This is a genomic window from Nitrospira sp., from assembly GCA_029194675.1.
Lineage (GTDB): Bacteria > Nitrospirota > Nitrospiria > Nitrospirales > Nitrospiraceae > Nitrospira_D.
The window spans coordinates 617,074-634,819 of record JARFXP010000001.1; the positions used below are offsets into that span (position 1 = coordinate 617,074).

Genomic DNA, 17,746 nt, shown 5'->3' on the forward strand with positions numbered 1-17,746 from the left:
AAGAATTCCTTCAAGGCAACATGTGTCGGGCAAGGATCGCGATACGCACCGGCTTCTGCAGCGTGATGCGCGCCATGTGTGCGCCATTCGCCCCCCACTGTGCTCCAGGCGGATCGGCCGAGGTGTCGGGGAGCAGCGGTGGCGGCGTGGCGGGCTTCACACCGACGTTCACATGAATCAGCTCGCGCAGCTCGGCCTCGGATTGCACCAGATGTCGCCAGGTCAGTTGATTCCAGTCCGTGACGCGTGGCGGCTGCGGATTGATATCTTTCGGCATGTCGAGTCCGAAGTCAGGCTCGCCGGGCTGTTGCTGGATCACGAAGAACCAACCGGGATCGGGATCAATGCCTCGGGCCACACTTGCCGTCAGATCGAATCCGAAGAACACCACATCGGGCGGCGCCGAGCCACGGAACAAGGGGTAGCGCTCCTGCGTCGTGAGTTTGGGATTGGTGGCCGTACCCGTGGCCTTTGCGGCGTAGATCACGGCGTTGGGATAGCGTCGAAAGAGCTCGCCACGCACCAACAACACCAACTGATCGGGATTTCCGGAGGCCGAAGGATTGCGGCCCAGCGGACCGTTCCACGCGTGAATGGGCTGCATGAATTCCTGCTGCGCCGAGCCACGACGATTCCAGAAGAAGCGGAAGTAACTACCGCGGCGGTCCGTGGGGTACTCGCGCCAGAGCAGCTCGCGGCCCATCTCGTGATTCAGGCCGATCATGAACGCTTCGATGAAGCGCGAATTCGGCTGCACCAACGTGACGCTGTTGGGTGGTACGTCTTCAAGCCCCGGCAGGAGGAACTCCGGAGCGAGTTCCATGAGGCGCTCGGACATCGGTGCCGGAAATCGCGGATGCGCCAGAATTTGCTCTTCGTCCGGAATGGCGGCGTCTTTTAGTCCCCTCCGTCTCGATCCGGTCGACAACTGCAGGGGCTGTAGACGTCCTTTCAGCACCCCCACGTCGGGAACGCGGAAAACGATTTTGCCGGTGACTCCAATACGCACAAGCTTCGACAAATGCGCGACGGCGGCTTGGCGGAATTCCGCCATCAGTGTGGGCTCGCGCAGCCCTCCGTCGTCGACGGCTCGAAAACCTTCGCCCTGCGTCTCACGGATCGTCAGCACGGGAGGCCGCACGGTGGAATTGAAGTTGGCGGGCACAAGTCTCGCCTGATCGATGTGCGGCGTATTCGCAACATCCGAGACGCTCTTGATTGTCGCCATACGGCCAACGAAGATTCGCGGCGGAGGAGTCATCACGACCCGGTTCACCGGCGGCAGCGTTTGCAGAAGCTTCACCATCGGCCGCGCGAATGTTTGATTCTGAACCACCGCCGGTGTCAGCGCGCGCCGATTGATCGGTCCGCGGGGACGCGCAACTCGTCTCAAGGCGGCAGACTGGAATCCCGGCGCCTCCGATCCGCTCATCTGCCACGCCACTGTGCGCTGAACGTTGGTGTCGCCCACCTTCACCGACACCGCGACTTTCGCCAAGCTCGATCCCGTGATCTGCAGCAAGCCGTCGGCTTCAATCGGCCTGACGTGGCGTACCCAAGTCGCCTGACGCGTGGCAGCGGCCAACTGCTTTCGCCTCCGCTCTTCGTTTTCTTTCTCAATCGCATCCACCTGCTGCCAGGCCGAAGCCATGAGGTGTTCCTGGTCCTCTTGCACGATGCGCGTGCCGAAGCTCGCGGCGATGCGATCCCGAGGATCCAGGTTGAGGTCATTGATCCAATGCGATGGCGTAGCACCCACCTCAACACGCTCCCTCGGCGGATAGATCGAGCCGTAAATGGGTGGCGCAACGATGGGGTCCTGGGCCACCGGCGTATTCAGCGCGTCGGCAGGCGCGTTCAAGATTTCCGCAAGCTTGTCCTGCAACGGGCTTGGTACCGGTTGCGGCTGGACCGTCACGGGTTCCGGCGGCTTGAGGATACCCTTCATTGCGATCACACCGCCCGAAGGAAGCCCGAATCCCGGCGTGGTAAGATCGAGCGATCGCGTTCCTACTTCTTCGGGGAGCGGCTGTGGCGTTAGGTCGCGCACCAAGGATTCGAAATCGCCTTCCGGTCCGGTCGTAAATTCCCACGAGTACAACACGGGCAGCTGGAACGGCGCTGTCGGCTGATCGAGACGCCATGCCGGCTCAAGCTTTTCGAGCTCTTGCTCGGCGACAGGAAGCCCGAGAGCGACTTTACGTCCGACTTCAAACACCGGCACCACACAGGCCAGATAGGCCACATCCGGATCGAGACGCCGCGGACACATGAGCCGCGAGACCGTGCGTGTCGGAGCGTTTTCGATGGCGCTCTTGAGCGTGGGCACCGTATCGGTTGAAGAACCCACAACCTGCGCATGTACCCACGCCCACGATTCTTCGAGATCGGGCAGATCCTCCGCCACAGGGCTTGTGAACTCGAGGACCGACAGCGGCGATGTGTCGGTACGGCCGAATGTCACGCTTGGCCTCTTGCGCACCACGACCAGACAGATCCAGGGTCGCAGTCGCTCCCCTGCGCCGGCTTTTGCAGGAGTGAAGAGCCATGGGAAATCGGGCCGGTCGAATTCGACCAGCGGGAAGAAATTGGATTCAAAGTTCGTGGTCTGATGGCGCGGCTGCACCCGAACGATCTGGCGCGGATCGATCGCAGTGACATCGGCAGGGCCGTAAAGACGAACATCACGAGCAGGCACAGTGAAGCTGGTCAGCTGCACGCTCACCGGGAGCGAGACGTCGGCGCGTTGCGCGGAGCCTAGGGAATCCGGTGTCGTGATGCCGAAGGCAGCACCTTGTCGAACCCACGGTAAGAAATGTCGGACTGCATTGTCGGCCATAGAACCTGCTCCTTTCTGCCCCCGCTCTGTCGCGTGGCAGGGCCTCCGGTCTGGATACTGCGCCACTCCCCTACTACCGCTTCGCGACGACCTGGAAATTCGCTGCGTCTTCTTTATTCATCTTTTTCAACGCATCTTCGGCTTCGAGGTGCGTGGCGAATGTCGTCGTCCCCTCAAAATTCGACAAATCGACCTTCGATTTCACCGTAAACGTCTTCGGTTCCGCGAGCGACGAGATCGCCGCCGCGCGGTAGCGGATCGCACCGAGACGCGAGGTGTCACTCATCCCGACCGCGCTCCATTCCGAGAACAGCTTTGCCAAGTCGAACCGAACGGTCGTGGTTGTCCGTGGCTCTTCGGGCGGACTCGGGATGACGATATCCTCAAAATCCGCAGCAGCCGGCACCGGCGTTCCGCAATCCACGGCATTACTGCCGACGCTGACGCCGGCGGGTAACAGCTCAAATGACGGGCTCGACAGCTTCTGGTCATCCGTCAAATCGCGAAACTGCGCCGGCGCGAAGTGATCGCGGACCAGATCACCGGCCAGCGGCGTCAGCATGGCGTTGCCCACCTTAATCTGCTGGATACGGAATTCTTGGGTGCCGCCCTGTGGCCGCGTATTGCCGAAGCGCGAAATCGGCGTGTTCAGCGGCACCACGCTTTGCTTCACCGTCAACGTGCTCAGGGGATGAATGCGGACCGCACCGGCCTGGCCCTCTCGCAAGCTCACTAGACGCTCGCTGGTTCCCGGCATCACCGCGTTCCACGCAGCGGCGTCGGCCAACGCGGTGCGTAGTAAGGCCCCCACGTCGACAGGCGCAGGCAGCGGCGGCTTTTCGCCGGACACCAGCGTAGCGTTGAACGACACGGTGAAATCGATCCACCAGATTTCGAATGTCGCCTTACCCTTGACGTTCAGCGGACGCGGGCCGGAGAGCTCGCCCGCAAAGCTGACCTTGAACAGATTCGTCGGGCCGGCTTTCAACTGCAGTGACGCAGACAACGAGGCGATGAAATGGAACGGATCAAACTGAATCAGCACATCGTACCCGGCTTGGCCCGAAATGCTGAATTTCGATTTCTTGGCGAACAGCTCGGCATGCGCGCCGAACTGCACCGTGTTCGACGTGATGGCGAAATATGAATCGCAACGGATCTTCAGATTCTCCGAGTCGGCAAAGACGATCGCCGCGCGTTGCATGCGCTCCAAGCCCGGCGGTGGGACGAACGCCGGATGCAGGCCGCCGACAGACAGCGCGAAGAACGGCTGGTTGCCCCAGCTCAGACGCATGCGCATTTCGCCCGTGATGACGAAGCGATCGACGAGGCGCGAATCGAACAGCACGGCGTCCAAGAACGCGCGTTTTTGATCGAAGTCGACGCCGCCGAAGATGTTCATCTGCAGACGAACGAGAGCGAGATCCTTCTTGGGTAGGACGGCCAACACCTGTCCCAGGATGAGGAATCGCGTCCGCACGCCCAGCTCGAGAATCAGCGCCAGATTGATGGTGATCAGCGGCGGTGTGCCCCAGGTGATCTGCGCCACGAGGCCGAACAGGTAATGATCGCGCGCCACCGGGAAGAAGTTGCGAATCACGCTCAGATACTGCGGCGCGTTACGAACCAAGTCCTTCGGCGCGAGCACGGCGTTGAGCGTGTTGGCGCGCACGCCCGCCTGCACCGCATCTTCATTGACCGTGCGATGAATGCCCAACAGCCCCCCGATGCCGATGAGCATGAAACCGAAGCCGATGGGAATGGGCTTGAAGCCGTCCGCCGTGATGATTACGAGCAGCGAAAAGCCGCCGCCGGGTATGTTCGTGTTCAGCAGGCCCAGAGCCGACAGCGCCGCGAAGCCTTCGATCTCCAAATGCAGAGCGCCTGCGTATTGCGAGTGCTCGCGATCGAGATCTAAGAAGCCGCCGCCGTGAACGACCTTGCCGTCGATGTCCAGGCCGATGGCCTTGGGCGGCTGAAATCCGAAATCCAAATCGAACAGGCCGAGGTTGGCGTCGGGCTTGACGAAATCGACGGTCAGCGCGAATCCCATCTTGTCGAAGCTGGCCGTCAGCGGACCCAGTCGCACATCCGCGGCGAGAGTTGCGGCCAAAGTGAGTTTGGCGTTCCCGTCCTCCGATTGGGGCTTGAGGCCAAGCGACAGAAACTGAATCCGCGCAGGCCCGAACGTCTTGCCGACAGGCGTGATGCGATTGAGATCAGCGGCGGCGGCGGCATCGACTTCGCGAGACCGCGGGGCTCTCGACAGTGAAGCGAGACGCGGCGATGAGGGCAGAGGCGGCGGCGAATTGGTTTGCTTGATGACGTTACCCTTGCCGCCCTCGAGAAAAAATCCCCGCTCCGTCGACCATCCCAGCCCCAAGTTCAGCGGAATCTGCTTCTCGCCCGGCAGAATCTGCGACAGAAACCCGTTGCCGGACTTGTCGAGGTTCAGCACCACCTCGCTCTCGCGCGAGAGCGCCCGCACGCCTGCAACGGCCGGAGACAATTCGAATTCCGCTTCAAACTTACCGAATTGCAGATGCGAACCGTCTTCCTTGCCAAGCCGGTAGAGCGGCGTTTCGGCACTGCCGCCTTCGAAGCCGAACTTGATGCTCGGCTGTCCCGGACCGCCCGCGCTGGACTTGGAAAACTCGTCGAGATGAAAGAACAAGTCCCCGGACGTCACCGACGGCGTGACTTTGAAGCGCCAATCTTTGTTGATTGGGACGTTGATGCTCGCGCCGAACTCAAAAGAGACCAACAAGCCAGGACCGCCGTGAATCTTGGGTATGAACAGCAACGTGAGTGTGCCGTTCTTGTCGATGGCTTTCTTGGGGTCAGTAGGGCTACGCTCCTTCCAATTGAAGCGGAGAGAGAGCGTGCGCTCGGACATCTTGTCGAGGAGCGGCGTGGCGGAGCCGGGCGCGGGTTCCCAGCCGTACAGCGGCTCGATGGCCAGCGTCGAAAGATCGCCGTCGTCCTCGCGCGACGTGGAGGACGTCAACCCCTTAAACTCCAGAATGACGAGCGCGGCCGCGAGCGGAATGAACACGCTGTCCGAAAACGTGCGTGCTTGCTCTTCGTCGTCGAGCAGCCAACCGCGCTTTCTAAAGATCGTGACAAAGCGGTTCCACACCACATGCGGAATCGTGGCGGTGAGCGGCTCTTCCAGAAAACCCAGCGGTTGCGCCAACCAATAGATGAGTGGGCCGTATGGCACGAAGTGCAGACGCAGATAGTCCACCATCAAGATGTCGATCAAGCGGTGGACCAGCTCCGGGATGTTATGGATGCCCTCGACGTCCAGCGCTTTCACGAAGTTCGTCAGCGCGGTGAAGACTTCCTTGATATCGCCGAGCGCCTTCTTGAAATCGTCAAAGCTCGGATCCTTGGCATCGCGATAGGCGCGGATGTCGGCGAGATTCTTCTCCGGAAGCACCAGCTTCGCCGCCTTGCTCGACGACAGGCCCAACACCTTGCCGAGATCTTGGGCGTGCGCCGTAGAAACCTCCGTTTCGACGCTGATCGTCTTGCGATACTCATTGATGCCTTTGATCCGGTGCTGCGGGAACGGCTGCCCCACGGGAATATTGGGCGGTAGCCCCAAATCGATGAGGACCTCGGCGCGCGCCGCATCGTCGTTCAAACGGTCGGCCAGCCACTCGTAGAATTCGCCGACCTTGCCGACGACGGTCTGCAGAATGTCCTCGGCGCTCATGGTTGCCCTCGCAGCACGGGGCGCTTCTCCGTAGGATTACCGGTTAGACGCGCCTTGTGAGTGGTGAACGGCTGATGATCGGAAGAAGCATTCGGCAACTCGTACGGAAAGACCGTGTGCAGTTCCTGAATCGCGTGCAGGACGTCTTGATTCTGGGGGTCCTTGAGGATCTTGAAATGGATCAGCCCCAGATTGGGGCCGATACACAGCTGTCTGCCATTGCGCATGACGTCGAAGCTTCGATGATGGCGTGCAACCAGACGACGATAGGCGTCGGCGAAATTGCTGCGGAAGTTGGGATTCGGAATCGGCGTGGAGACGATATCGATCCCCGCCGATGGAGGCTTCGCTGCCTCGGGACGCTCTTTGTCCGGCTCATAGGGCTGACCGTTGAATTCCGGCCGTTCGTCGAGCAGCACATTGATCCGCCACGACCAATCGGGCGGCGTGGCCGGCTTCACGGCTATTCCCTCCGGCCAACCGTAGGCGGGAAGCAACATAGGCTCGTCTTCCAACCGCGCCCGCAATGCGGGAACGGCCCGCTTCGCTTTGTCATTGAGCACATCGGCTTTCGCGTTCCAGCCGAGACGCTCGGCGTTGATGTGAGCGCGCACGAGCTGCTGCGCGCGAGAGAGGCGCAGATCGATATCGCGTAAATACTCCGGCAAGACCTTCTTGAAGCCGCTGGACGTGAATTGCACGAAGCGGCAGGGATTGCCGTCGGGATCGGTGTTCTTCCAGTAGCTCATCGCTTGAGCCGAGCCGAAGTGCACGTCACCGGAAAGCAGGACGACTTTGCGGTAGGGTTCCAGCCGCTTGAGCAGCGCCTCGGTCGCTTTCGGATCGAATGCCCATGCTTCAATCGCATCGGGATTCGTGCCGGGCATGCCACGCAGGTTTTCGTTGCCGTTGGCGATGATCTCTTTGACATCGAAGGCCCGGTACGCCAGCGGCGCAATCAGCTCATCGAACATCGGCGGACCGAGCACCGGCAGCGGCGCGACAACAATCAGCACTTCTTTTTCCGACGGCAACGGACCAGCTGGGATCTGTTTCTCGATCGCCCCGAGAATGATATTTGTCGGCGGCCCCCCGCGAGTGACCCAGTTCCGTTGTGTGCGGTTATCGAGAGCCACCACGAGATGCCGCGTGCCCGGCACTGAAAAGTGCCAGGATAATTGGTCGTCGAACTTCGTCACGTCGATCGTGCGGCGATTCAGACCCAAGAGCTGCTCGATTTCATCGTTCGCGGTTTGTTGCGTCGCCGATGTTGATGCGCCGGTGTACAGCATCGACGCGAGCTCCAAGAGCCTCTTGGGCTTTCCTTGCGTGTACTTTTCAGGATCGTTGCCCCAACCTTGAAACAGCGCGAACGCCAACATGCCGTTGCGGACACAGGCGCGACCCAACGGATTGGTCATCACGCGATCACGCCACATCGGGTTCAAGTTCCAATCGTCGGTGACTTCGTGGTCGTCCCACATCATGTAGGTCGGAACGTTGGCCATGGCGCGCCGGACTTTGTGTTGGTTTTTGAGGGCTTCGAGACAGTTGTCCCGACCTCGATCAAGAATGACTTTGTACAAGCCCCCGAGATCGTCTTTGACCTGCTGCATGAAGTCTTTGAACTTGCCGAGTTCATCCGCCGTGAGCCCCTCCGCAAACGTGTAGACCTTGGGAAACGTGGCGCGCACCGGCGACCCTTGCGCCGGGAGTTTGCCGGGCTGCAACGTATCCGTATCGATAGGATCTCGCCCGACAGGATCGAAATCGTCCTTCTTCTTGATGACTGATTTCAGCTCATCGGCGGTGAGTGTCTTGAATGCGAAGTCGGTGAATCGGCGAAGCAACGCGTCGGCGATCTTGGGTTGATTCTTGTCGTCGCGACGGCGGAAGAGCGGCAGCGCGGTGTCGGGAACCTTGGCGATGTAGTTGGCGCGAAACTCCGCGATGGTGTCGTCGAAGTCCTTGATCGCGGCTGGCCGCCACAACTCGTTATTCCACGCAAAGAGATACATCGCCGCCAGTTCACCGAAGGACAGCAAATGCGAGTGATTGTCCACCGTCGTCATTCGCGCTTCCGACAACACGAGGTTCTTGCGCATCCCCGCGGGAAAGTTCTGCTCATCGGCCAGGCTGAACTTCGCCGCGAGTCCGTTGGGCTCGTTGGTCGGCAAGAACTCCCGTTTGGCCAGTAGGTCTTGGCCAAGGGCGATCATCTGAGGAAGCACTCGCCGTTCCACGTCGTCCGCATAGATTTGATCGCCGGCAAGGAGAAGTTGATGGATGCGTTGGTTCGGGTCCTGGAATTTCTCTTTGATCAGATCGTCGACCCCGGGAAGCGCGTCCGATAACCCCGCCACCTGAAGACGGCAGGAACCGTGAATGATCTTCAGATCCGTCAGCTTGTCCGGCGGAAGCGCGAAGCTGGGCAACTGATCGAGCACGTATCCGAGCGCCAGCCTCCGCTTTTCGGCAGGCGTCGTGCTGAGGACGTTGTCTTGGAGCAAGCCCAGCGACTTCAGGTCGTTCTTCGCACCACCCGTCTTTTCGGTAAGCGAGATGTTGTAGGAATAAAGTTGGCCGGGCTTGAGGACATCGGCGCCCGTGAGCTTCATCATCACGACGGCAAGATGAAGCTTGTCACCGATCGCCAGCGAGTCTACCTTGTCGGCATCGCGGCTGACCTTCGGCGGGTCGCCGGCCTTCGCGAGGCCCTCAAACAAGGACAGCTGCACTGAGCAAGCCTTGCTCAGTGCAACCCACACAGAAACTAACCCAGACTCAACCCGGCGAAGAATGGGACCGGACAGAATCAGCGGCAATTCCACGGCGAACCTCGCGTGAAGTCCGATTTGCGCCGACCCTTCGGCGCCTTGCTCTCGTCCGTCACGGTGCGAGCGTATACACCAATCATTGCCCGCCATCAAGGCAAAAGATGCGGCTCGCGAAATCACGGAGGGTATAGGACAATTGAAGGGCCTTTTCCACCAGCGATCTTTGTCACCCCGGTGCCGTGCCTCCCTCGCGACCCATCCGCTCGCGCTGCTGGTTGTGCCTCTGTGCGCTCCGTCGCCACTCACAGCCGCCATCTTGCCAGCCAGCGCCCCGGCGACGGCTGACGTGTCGCCGAAGCGAGGTTGATGTCATTCTGGATATCCGCACGGCCGGGCTGGTAAAAGATAGCGGTGATCTGGTTATTGCTGACCCAGCCGGAAAGGAATGTTGCGCGATGATGTCAACACTCAGGACGAGCAGGATGCGCACCCATGTACCGCGAGATACCACGTCGGGGCGCACGAGGAGCAAGCAGCGCCTCATCAGCCGCGCCTGCCTTGCGACGGCATTGCTGGTGACGATCACCGCCTCGGCTCAGCCGGTGCACACCGAAGACGGGGGCCAGACGAAGTTCACGCGCATCTCGACTCAGTATATCGCGGCTTTGGGCGATCCACGTGCGACCTCCGGGAGCGGTGCGCAATTGTGGGGTCTGTGGCCGCTGGACCCAGGTCCTCGAGGCGTGAAGCTGAACCGCTATCAATCACTAAAAAATTCCGGTGGCGTCGCCCCGGCGCGCTGGAAGTTCGACGAGACGGACTGGTGGCTGGAGGAACACGGCTTGATCATGGAGCAACCGACCGTCCCACTTCCTCCCGGCAAATACCTGGTCACGGGCGCCCGCAAGGTGACGGCAGCGCTGACTATTCATCCCGCCGACAGCCATGGCGACAGGCGCTGGGAGCTCGATCAAGGCGCGACGCTCTACGACGTGACCCACCTGGCCTGCCGTTCCGCGCGGTATACACCGGCGACGGGGGGTGGTTCCTGCTCGCCGGCCAACGCCAAGCAGACGGCGTTTCCAGTTGCGCCAGGGGGAACGATGCCTCCGGTCGAGGGCTGCACGAAGCAGGACTATGCAGTGCTCATCGTGATCGGCGTGGGCGTGGAAGACTGAACCGCTGTGGCGCACCGACGGCTTACGTGTCGGACGTGCTATTCAAACAAGAATTCCCCGTCCCCTGCTAGGTTTCCATCTCCAATAAGCTCCACCAGTCCCGTGCCGCATGTAGCACGCGCACGATGGTAACACCATCCGAGTGTGGAATATAGAAAATCAGGTAGTTCTCAAATCCTTTGATGTGCCACTTGCGCATCGTGGCAAGATCAGGATGACGTAGCGTCAGCTGTGCGCCGATCATCGGTTGACGGGCCAGATCATTGAAACTCGCTTCGGCACAGGTCAGGAACCGCTCTGCCATGTCCAGCCCCGCTTCTTCTGCGAGATACACAAATTGCTCGACCAGGTCGCGCCTGGCCGCCGCGTGCCGGTAGACCGTCGCCATCAGCGCGGCTTCTTTCGGGCAGCCACCTTTGCTAAAGCCTCGGCGCGAATCTCTTTCCAATCTGCCGGCGTCAGTGCCGCTTTCGAACTCCTCAATCCCTCCAGCAATTTTGCTTCCAGCTCATCCTCGGCTTTGCGCTTTTCATCGGCCCGGATAAGTTCCCGCACATATTCGCTGGCGCTGCTGTACCGACCTTGGGCGATCTGCCCATCTACAAATTGCTTCAAGGGATCAGGCAAAGAAATGTTCATACTCTGCATCGGGTGCCTCCTTCAGTAATGTACCTTTTCGACTATGCCACATATGGCGAGAAATGGCAATATATGTCATTATATGCCATATCGAACTGTGGGTTAGCGACTGCATCCACATAGACGAATATCCGCTTTCATCTATGTGAGTATGAATGAAGGTTGAAGGGCAACACCGGTGGCCCGAGCGGAGACTCATGGCAACACGTACTGGGAGCTCGATCAAGGCGCGACACTCTATGACGTGACGCACCTGACCTGCCGTTCCGCACGCTATACACCGGCGATGGTAGGTGGTTCCTGCTCACCGGCTCACGCAAAGCAGACAGCGTTTCCAGTTGCGCCAGGGGAGCGATGCCTCCGGTCGAGGGCTGTACGAAGCAGGACTATGCAGTGCTCATCGTGATCGGCGTGGGCGTGGAAGACTGAACCGCGGTGGCGCACCGACGACTTGCGCATCGACTTCAATAAATAAAGCTCGATACCTTTTCAGTGTCTGTGCGATCTATAGCAATCGAAGAAACTCCTCCACCGTGAGATCCGCCTGACGGATAATGGCACGGAGCGTTCCGCGATCGAGTTCTTTGTGATCCGGCACCACCAGTTGGGCGAAGGGTTGCGACCGTCGAAGAATGACATGGCTGCCTTCCTGCCGCTTCATCACAAAACCTGCTCGCTCCAACGCTTTCATGCAGGCTCGGCCGGAAAGACTCGGCAACTTACTCATACAGCCATCAACACAGCTTCGAACCGCTCTTCAGGCACGGCAAGTTTGTCTTCTTCCAAAGCGGCAATGTAACCCCGAATGGCTTCTCGGATATTGCCAACGGCCTCTTCTTTGGTCTTCCCCTGGCTCAAACAACCCGGTAAGCTTGGACACTCCGCCACCCAATAGTCGTCCTCTCCACGGTAAATAATCACCTGTCTCACGGGTCACCTCCCCTAGTACGTACCAACGTCCCTGTTCCGAAACCGGCGATGAGTTCCGCCTATGCTAGCATACTTTGACAATTCCACTGAGCAGGGTGTGAATTCAGGATTGAAGGGCAACTCAGTGGCCTGTGCGAAGACTCCTGGCGACAGGCGCTGGGAGCTCGATCAGGGCGCGACGCTCTACGATGTGACCCACCTGGCCTGCCATTCCGCACGCTATACACCGGCGACGGGGGGTAATTCGTGTTCGCCAGCCAACGCGAAGCAGACGGCGTTTCCAGTTGCGCCAGGGGGAACGATGCCTCCGGTCAAGGGCTGCACGAAGCAGGACTATGCAGTGCTCATCGTGATCGGCGTGGGCGTGGAAGACTGAACCGCGGTGGCGTCCCGATAGCTTGTGCGGCGACCTCAATAAAAGACTCCCGGTACCTTATCTGTTTCCGTGGTGGGAGTGGGAACTCGCAAAGGGGTTGGGGGCGACCCCGGACTCCCGATTAGCCCCAGCCCCCACTCCTTCATGCTCCTTCGCCACCGGCGTGGGAACTGAGTCGCCTCGGCCATGAACCAGCACGGGGTTGGCGCCAGAGGGCAGCCACACATCCTGTTCCGTTCTCCTATGGACGCGGTCGAGGACCGACGGTTGTCTGGGGCACGACGTGCCAGGGGCCGGAATGGATCCTCCTGGAAGATCCCTCCCATGCCTTGATCCTGATGGGTGACTGGTGCGACTCAGTGTTGGGAGTCGACACCACCGGCACGAGAACGGGGACGCGCGTCAGGCCTCACACGGGGGAGTGGTGTCCACAAAGTATCGGCGCACGATGCCTGAGGATGGAAAGCGACGTGCGGAAGGTGTTGTGTGCCTCTTGACTGGATTCTTCGAGATGGGCGACCCCTTTATTGCTACCTTTCGCTACGCTAATAGGCAATTCTGATGAGACGGTCGAGACAGAAATCTGCGAGCGCTTGATCACTGGCAAATGTGTGCAAAGTCTGCGATTCGGACTGCGCTGTTTGTCCGTATACTGCCTCACGCATATGTTGAACTGTCATTACCCAAGAGCTTTCGAATGGTTCCAGAGGAAGTTTGAACCATAGTTCTTGATCGTCGATGCTTTTACGATCTCTGAAGAACATTATGTGGAGATAGTGACCTTTTCGCATGAGATCCCAGGGACGAGGAGATTGAAAAGCAGGCCTAGGAACGGTATCAAATTCGGTCCAATATGACAGGACGACGCGGTCTAGGCGCGCGCCTCCAACCATTTCCGCTCGCCGACGCTGACCTCCAACCCCTTCTTCTCGCCAACATTCAATTGGGGAAAGATCGGCATTCACGGAGCTAATGGCAACAGCCCTCTTCTCAAGGCATGCAGAGAAGCCAGCAACCTTTTGCCTGGCTATCTCTCGAACCTCGGCTAAGTCATCTTTGGGTACGTGAGCCTCTTTGGATTGGCTGTGAAGCTTACGCTGTAGTTTCGCAAATTCATCTTCGTCGGTCATGGTTTTCGCTGTGCCTCCGAACGCAAGGATTTAGACGGCCCGCACGACGAGGGGTCTCGATTTTGTGCTGCCTAACGGAGCGATGAGCCGCGCTGTTTTAGAGCGTCGGACTCCATCGCCTTGTTAGGCATGTTTTCTCTCAGATTCGCACTCATCATGACGCGTTGCCCGCACGGAGGAGGTTCACCACAGCATCGACGACCTGCTTCAACGATTGCGATTTCAGTGTGGCAACTTCCGAAACGATGAGATCCCGATTGGCGGTGAAGAGTTTGCCGGGACGGGCATAGCTCAGGACTCGCAGCGACCCCGTGGAGAAATCTGTATCTTCCAGCTTGATCGCCCGGGTGTCGCTGTAAGGCTTGCTTGTCACCTGGCAGAGAATCCAGTCGCCCCGTCCGGCTTCAGCAAGCACCACAGCCGGACGAAGTTTGGTCTGTGACAAGTCAGAAAAGGGAAAGCGAACGAGGACTACCGCACCTGCTGTAGGTGAGACCATGCCTCATCCTCTTCCGGCCGATTCCAATCCTCGGCTAGCGCAACTTCACTGAGTAACGCACTTTCGGGCACCCCGGCCACCGCATGTTCCTCCAAGATCATGACCAGTGCTCGCCGGGCTGCAGGAAGATGGACAGGCTCAAGCAGGCGCACATTCCCGTGCTCATCAATCACGGCCTCGACGGTTCGGATCATCGTTTGTTCCTCCCCGCTAAAGTATACAGAAAGCTAGCCGTGCATGGCTAACGCTTCTTTTCGGACCAGCGTACATGGTGCCTTTTCGCGTCTCCCGTTCGACCGCACGGTCAGGCCCCATCAACGGTCGCGAAGCCTGAAGTGCAACGGCTTTGACAGTGTCGTGCGAACAGGACAATTCTCCAAGGCCGAGAGGAGTTGGCCCTTTTCAGTTTCTGATAGCGCGCCATGAAACTCTACGCGGTACTCGAACAACGGCCCATCTGGGTTGTTTCGATTGAGGGAAACAGCGACGGATACACCCGAAAGCGGAATGCTCTGTTTCTCGGCGTACATGCGTAAGCTCATGTTCATGCAACTGGCCAGGGCGGCCTCAAGAAGCTCATGAGGCCGAAACCCAAGATTGCCGCCACCTTTGCCAGGTGTAGTGTCGGAGATCGAGACAGCCTTTTTCGACCATCCTTTTGGCTTGATTGCAGGATCGCGCTCAGACCGACTACTGCTTGTAGAAACTGCTACTACGACCTTGCAACTGTCTCGAGGTCCATCGCGGCGGGATTGACGAAGTCGCCTTCCGCTACAACACCTGCACAATATAACACTTAAGATACCGCCTCTCGGGCATGCTGGCGAGGATCGGATGGTCGGCGCTTTGACCAAAGTCTTTCAATTAGCCGGATGTCTCGCCTAGCGTCGCGGGCGGCGAGGCGAATGCTATTTTAGAGATCTGTCTCTGAGACGGGATGGGAACAGGTCACGAGAAACCCACCCGGCTTGAGCAGCTTCAAACCCAGCCGCGGACGCACTTCTCGTCAGAATGACTTATACTCGAGCCATTTGCCGTTCAGCGTGATTTTGCAGCGGGTTTCACCCTGGCTGCCGGTGACCTTCTCCATGTCCACCGTGAAATCGATCGCGCTCATGATGCCGTCGCCGAACATCTCGTTCGCCATCTCACGCAAGGAATCGCCGTACAGGCCGACAATTTCGAGCAACCGGTACTTGAACGGGTCCGTCATGTTCGGTAGATCCGTGCGTACCGGAAAGCGGCTCAAGGATTGGACAATCTCGTTGTCCAAATCCAAAAGCTTGCCGACCTTCACCGCTTCGTCCGGGGTAAATCGGTGATTACCATTCAACGCCGCCGCCACGAACGTGGGGTTCTTGCCGACTGCCCTCGCAACGTCGGCGATCATGAGTTTCTTCTCGAGTCGAGCGGCCTTGACCTTACTGCGTATCGCTTCTTTCTCCATGCTGGCCTCCCATGAATAGGGGTCTCTGTCACCAATCAACAGGAGACCCTGTGGAAAAGAGATGGGCGCGAACCTCTCATGCGGCCTCGGACGTAACTGGAAGGAAATGCGTTTGTGGCACAGAGAGTCCCAGTACCTCTTCTATTCCACTTTCCTCCAGAGGAACCGTTCAGATGACGCCGCCTGGGGTACTCGGGACGGAATTTCTCCGGGCGGCGCGACCGGACGGGCACCTGACGCATGAGAAACGCTGATGCACAGGTCCCAGAACCCATAACAGGTTGGTGGACCTAACGATTCGAGGGTCGTCTGCCGGCCAGTTCCAGATGCAGGCTAGCCTGCCGGTCCTGTTCACGCGCCGCGTCTTCGTAAAACTGCGTGAGCATTTGCGCACCGGCCACCCAGTCCGAATCACGTCCGAAGATCTGTTCGTAGATCAAGGCGCGATTGGCTTGTTCCGCCCCCTTTTGGCGGGAAAGCACGGCCTGTCGGGAGTAATAGGAAGCGATTTTCAAATGGTCCTGATTTGAGTTGGGAAAATCGGCATCAAGCTGCGCCGACAGGCCCCGGTTGCATCCGGTTGCGAACAGGAGGCTTGCTAATAACAGGAACGTTGCGATCTTCATGCGACGGAGGCCTTCTTTTACTGATATTATGCTACCGCGCGGCGGCTCTATCAACAGGGGTGCCGTTCATCTAATCCAGGGGGAGTTCCCCGTCTGGGGAAACGGGGGTGAGAGCAAGGTCCTGCGAAGCAGGACGAGTCCCGCTCGTAATCAATTGAGGACCGCACCTATAAAGGCGGGAGAATCTATTCACGCCATCCCTCCCGCATGTATTCCAAGGTTCCATAGGCCCTCTAGCTCAGACGCCACAGTCCAGCGTACAATAATTTTCAGGCGAGTGGGAGGACCGTGCTGGACCTGAGAAACCACCATGAAACGGACTGTGACCGCTCTGCTGTCGGTTCTGTTGGTGGGAGGGTGCGGCGTCCTCGTTCCTTATATCTACGATGCCCAAACACTCCGAGATCGGTTGGTCGTGTCGATGCCGAAGGAACAAGTCCTGAAGCAGTTGGGCAAACCGAATCGTGTCGTTCAGGACGAGGGGCGGCAGACCATTTGGGAGTATCGGTTCTATCCAGAGGGCGATTGGACTGCCTATGTGATCCATTGTCCGTTTTTCCCAAACTGCTACTTTCCGGGCGAAGCGGGGCACCCGTATTATGTCGTGCTGCAAGACAATCAATTGTGCCTCTGGGGAACGCCTGAGGTCGTCCGGCCCCTGCTGGGGCTCGTCTGTGGGCCTGCTGTTCCGCTCGATCGAAAAGCGCATGTCCGTGGAGGCCTTCGCATTTCGGTGATTCCGGTATTCATGCCTCCTCCCATCCTGCCCCTGCCGCAGCGTTTGGCTATCATGCCTATCGACGGGTCGTCTGATGTCGAAATCAGTTCATGGCTCGATCTGACCTTGAATTTCCTGCGCACACGCCATCGAGACTTGGTGCTGGTGGAACGAGAGGATCTGAAGGCGGTGCTGAAGGAGATGGGCATTCAATACGGCGGCCATGTCGATGACGAGACGTCGATCCATATCGGGAGACTTGTCGGCGCGGACAGTTTGCTGATCTATCGGATGATCCTACCGGAGCGCATACCATTGTCGGCGGCGTTCGAACTCCGCCTCTTCAAGGTTGAAAGCGGCACCACCCTGTTCCGCCAAATGGTTTCGGGAAGCCAAATGTCGCCGGTACCGGTCGCAGCCAGGACCCAGCGTTCCGCCAAGCCTGACTCTCTTGCCAGTCGTCTCTTGCTCCAAGAAGCCGCCGCCTATGGATTGGCCGCGCTCACGGCTGCCTTCGGCGATAATCCATTAGGACTGGTGCCGGACTACACTTGGTCGGGGGAAGGCATACAAGTACTGGACGTCCTTCAAGGGGGACCGGGCTTCCGTGCCGGAATCAAGTCGGGTGATCAAATCGTGGAGTCCGATGATCGACCGGTCGGAAGCTGGTCGGATCCGGTCACACTCCCGGCGCAGTTGACCGTCAGGCATAACGGGGTCCCCCTCGAGATGTCCGTCAGATGACAGGTGAAGCCGAGTGGTGTCAGGTCGAACATGAGGGGGATAGGTTCGTGAGTTTTCAATCGTTCAGCTTCAGAGAGGAAGGCGATCGTCATCCATGTCGATGAGATCCAATACACTGCAAC

General features: G+C 59.0%; 15 protein-coding genes. 3 read left to right on the top strand and 12 right to left on the bottom strand.

All coding sequences use genetic code 11. From position 1 onward, the window contains the following. Positions 1–10: 10 nt before the first annotated feature. The 3 genes from P0120_02875 to P0120_02885 all read right to left on the bottom strand — a co-directional run bounded on the left by P0120_02875 (position 11) and on the right by P0120_02885 (position 9,391). Complete coding sequence (locus P0120_02875) at positions 11–2,839, bottom strand: hypothetical protein (GenBank protein ID MDF0673275.1); 2,829 nt, start codon at positions 2,837–2,839, stop codon at positions 11–13. Between the two features lie 73 nt (positions 2,840–2,912). Then, positions 2,913–6,560: a hypothetical protein gene (locus tag P0120_02880; GenBank protein MDF0673276.1), complete on the bottom strand. Its 3,648-nt coding sequence runs from the start codon at positions 6,558–6,560 to the stop codon at positions 2,913–2,915. Continuing rightward, a complete protein-coding gene (locus P0120_02885) occupies positions 6,557–9,391 on the bottom strand; it encodes a hypothetical protein (GenBank protein ID MDF0673277.1) in 2,835 nt (944 codons plus the stop codon). The genes P0120_02880 and P0120_02885 overlap by 4 nt, the downstream gene beginning before the upstream one ends. Positions 9,392–9,819: 428 nt before the next feature. Between P0120_02885 and P0120_02890 the strand changes: the two genes are divergently transcribed. Then, positions 9,820–10,515: a hypothetical protein gene (locus P0120_02890; protein MDF0673278.1), complete on the top strand. Its 696-nt coding sequence runs from the start codon at positions 9,820–9,822 to the stop codon at positions 10,513–10,515. A gap of 67 nt (positions 10,516–10,582) precedes the next feature. On the opposite strand, the gene P0120_02895 is transcribed toward P0120_02890, so the two are convergent. From P0120_02895 to P0120_02910, 4 genes are all read right to left on the bottom strand, one after another. Then, positions 10,583–10,903: a type II toxin-antitoxin system RelE/ParE family toxin gene (locus P0120_02895; GenBank protein MDF0673279.1), complete on the bottom strand. Its 321-nt coding sequence runs from the start codon at positions 10,901–10,903 to the stop codon at positions 10,583–10,585. After that, entirely contained in the window at positions 10,903–11,163 is a 261-nt protein-coding gene (locus P0120_02900; protein ID MDF0673280.1) for a type II toxin-antitoxin system ParD family antitoxin, read from the bottom strand. The genes P0120_02895 and P0120_02900 overlap by 1 nt, the downstream gene beginning before the upstream one ends. 496 nt (positions 11,164–11,659) lie before the next feature. After that, positions 11,660–11,881: a type II toxin-antitoxin system HicA family toxin gene (locus P0120_02905; GenBank protein ID MDF0673281.1), complete on the bottom strand. Its 222-nt coding sequence runs from the start codon at positions 11,879–11,881 to the stop codon at positions 11,660–11,662. Next, a complete protein-coding gene (locus P0120_02910) occupies positions 11,878–12,084 on the bottom strand; it encodes a type II toxin-antitoxin system HicB family antitoxin (GenBank protein ID MDF0673282.1) in 207 nt (68 codons plus the stop codon). Before P0120_02910 ends, P0120_02905 begins: the two co-directional genes overlap by 4 nt. Positions 12,085–12,145: 61 nt before the next feature. On the opposite strand from P0120_02910, the gene P0120_02915 reads away from it, so the two are divergent. Next, on the top strand, positions 12,146–12,460 hold the full coding sequence (locus P0120_02915) for a hypothetical protein (GenBank protein MDF0673283.1): 315 nt from the start codon (positions 12,146–12,148) through the stop codon (positions 12,458–12,460). Positions 12,461–13,005: 545 nt separating this feature from the next. Here P0120_02915 and P0120_02920 read toward each other — a convergent pair. The 5 genes from P0120_02920 to P0120_02940 all read right to left on the bottom strand — a co-directional run bounded on the left by P0120_02920 (position 13,006) and on the right by P0120_02940 (position 16,162). Beyond that, positions 13,006–13,590 (bottom strand): hypothetical protein, encoded by a 585-nt coding sequence (locus tag P0120_02920; GenBank protein MDF0673284.1) that lies wholly within the window; start codon positions 13,588–13,590, stop codon positions 13,006–13,008. A 154-nt stretch (positions 13,591–13,744) separates the two neighbouring features. Then, positions 13,745–14,089 (bottom strand): type II toxin-antitoxin system PemK/MazF family toxin, encoded by a 345-nt coding sequence (locus P0120_02925; GenBank protein MDF0673285.1) that lies wholly within the window; start codon positions 14,087–14,089, stop codon positions 13,745–13,747. Further along, entirely contained in the window at positions 14,062–14,283 is a 222-nt protein-coding gene (locus tag P0120_02930) for a hypothetical protein (GenBank protein ID MDF0673286.1), read from the bottom strand. The genes P0120_02925 and P0120_02930 overlap by 28 nt, the downstream gene beginning before the upstream one ends. Positions 14,284–15,095: 812 nt before the next feature. After that, positions 15,096–15,536, bottom strand: a complete 441-nt coding sequence (gene cynS, locus P0120_02935) for a cyanase (protein ID MDF0673287.1) — start codon at positions 15,534–15,536, stop codon at positions 15,096–15,098. Positions 15,537–15,826: 290 nt separating this feature from the next. Further along, on the bottom strand, positions 15,827–16,162 hold the full coding sequence (locus P0120_02940) for a hypothetical protein (GenBank protein ID MDF0673288.1): 336 nt from the start codon (positions 16,160–16,162) through the stop codon (positions 15,827–15,829). A 310-nt stretch (positions 16,163–16,472) separates the two neighbouring features. Here P0120_02940 and P0120_02945 point away from each other — a divergent pair, with 310 nt between their 5' ends. After that, positions 16,473–17,624, top strand: coding sequence for a hypothetical protein (locus tag P0120_02945; protein ID MDF0673289.1), 1,152 nt, complete (start codon positions 16,473–16,475; stop codon positions 17,622–17,624). Positions 17,625–17,746 lie beyond the last annotated feature (122 nt).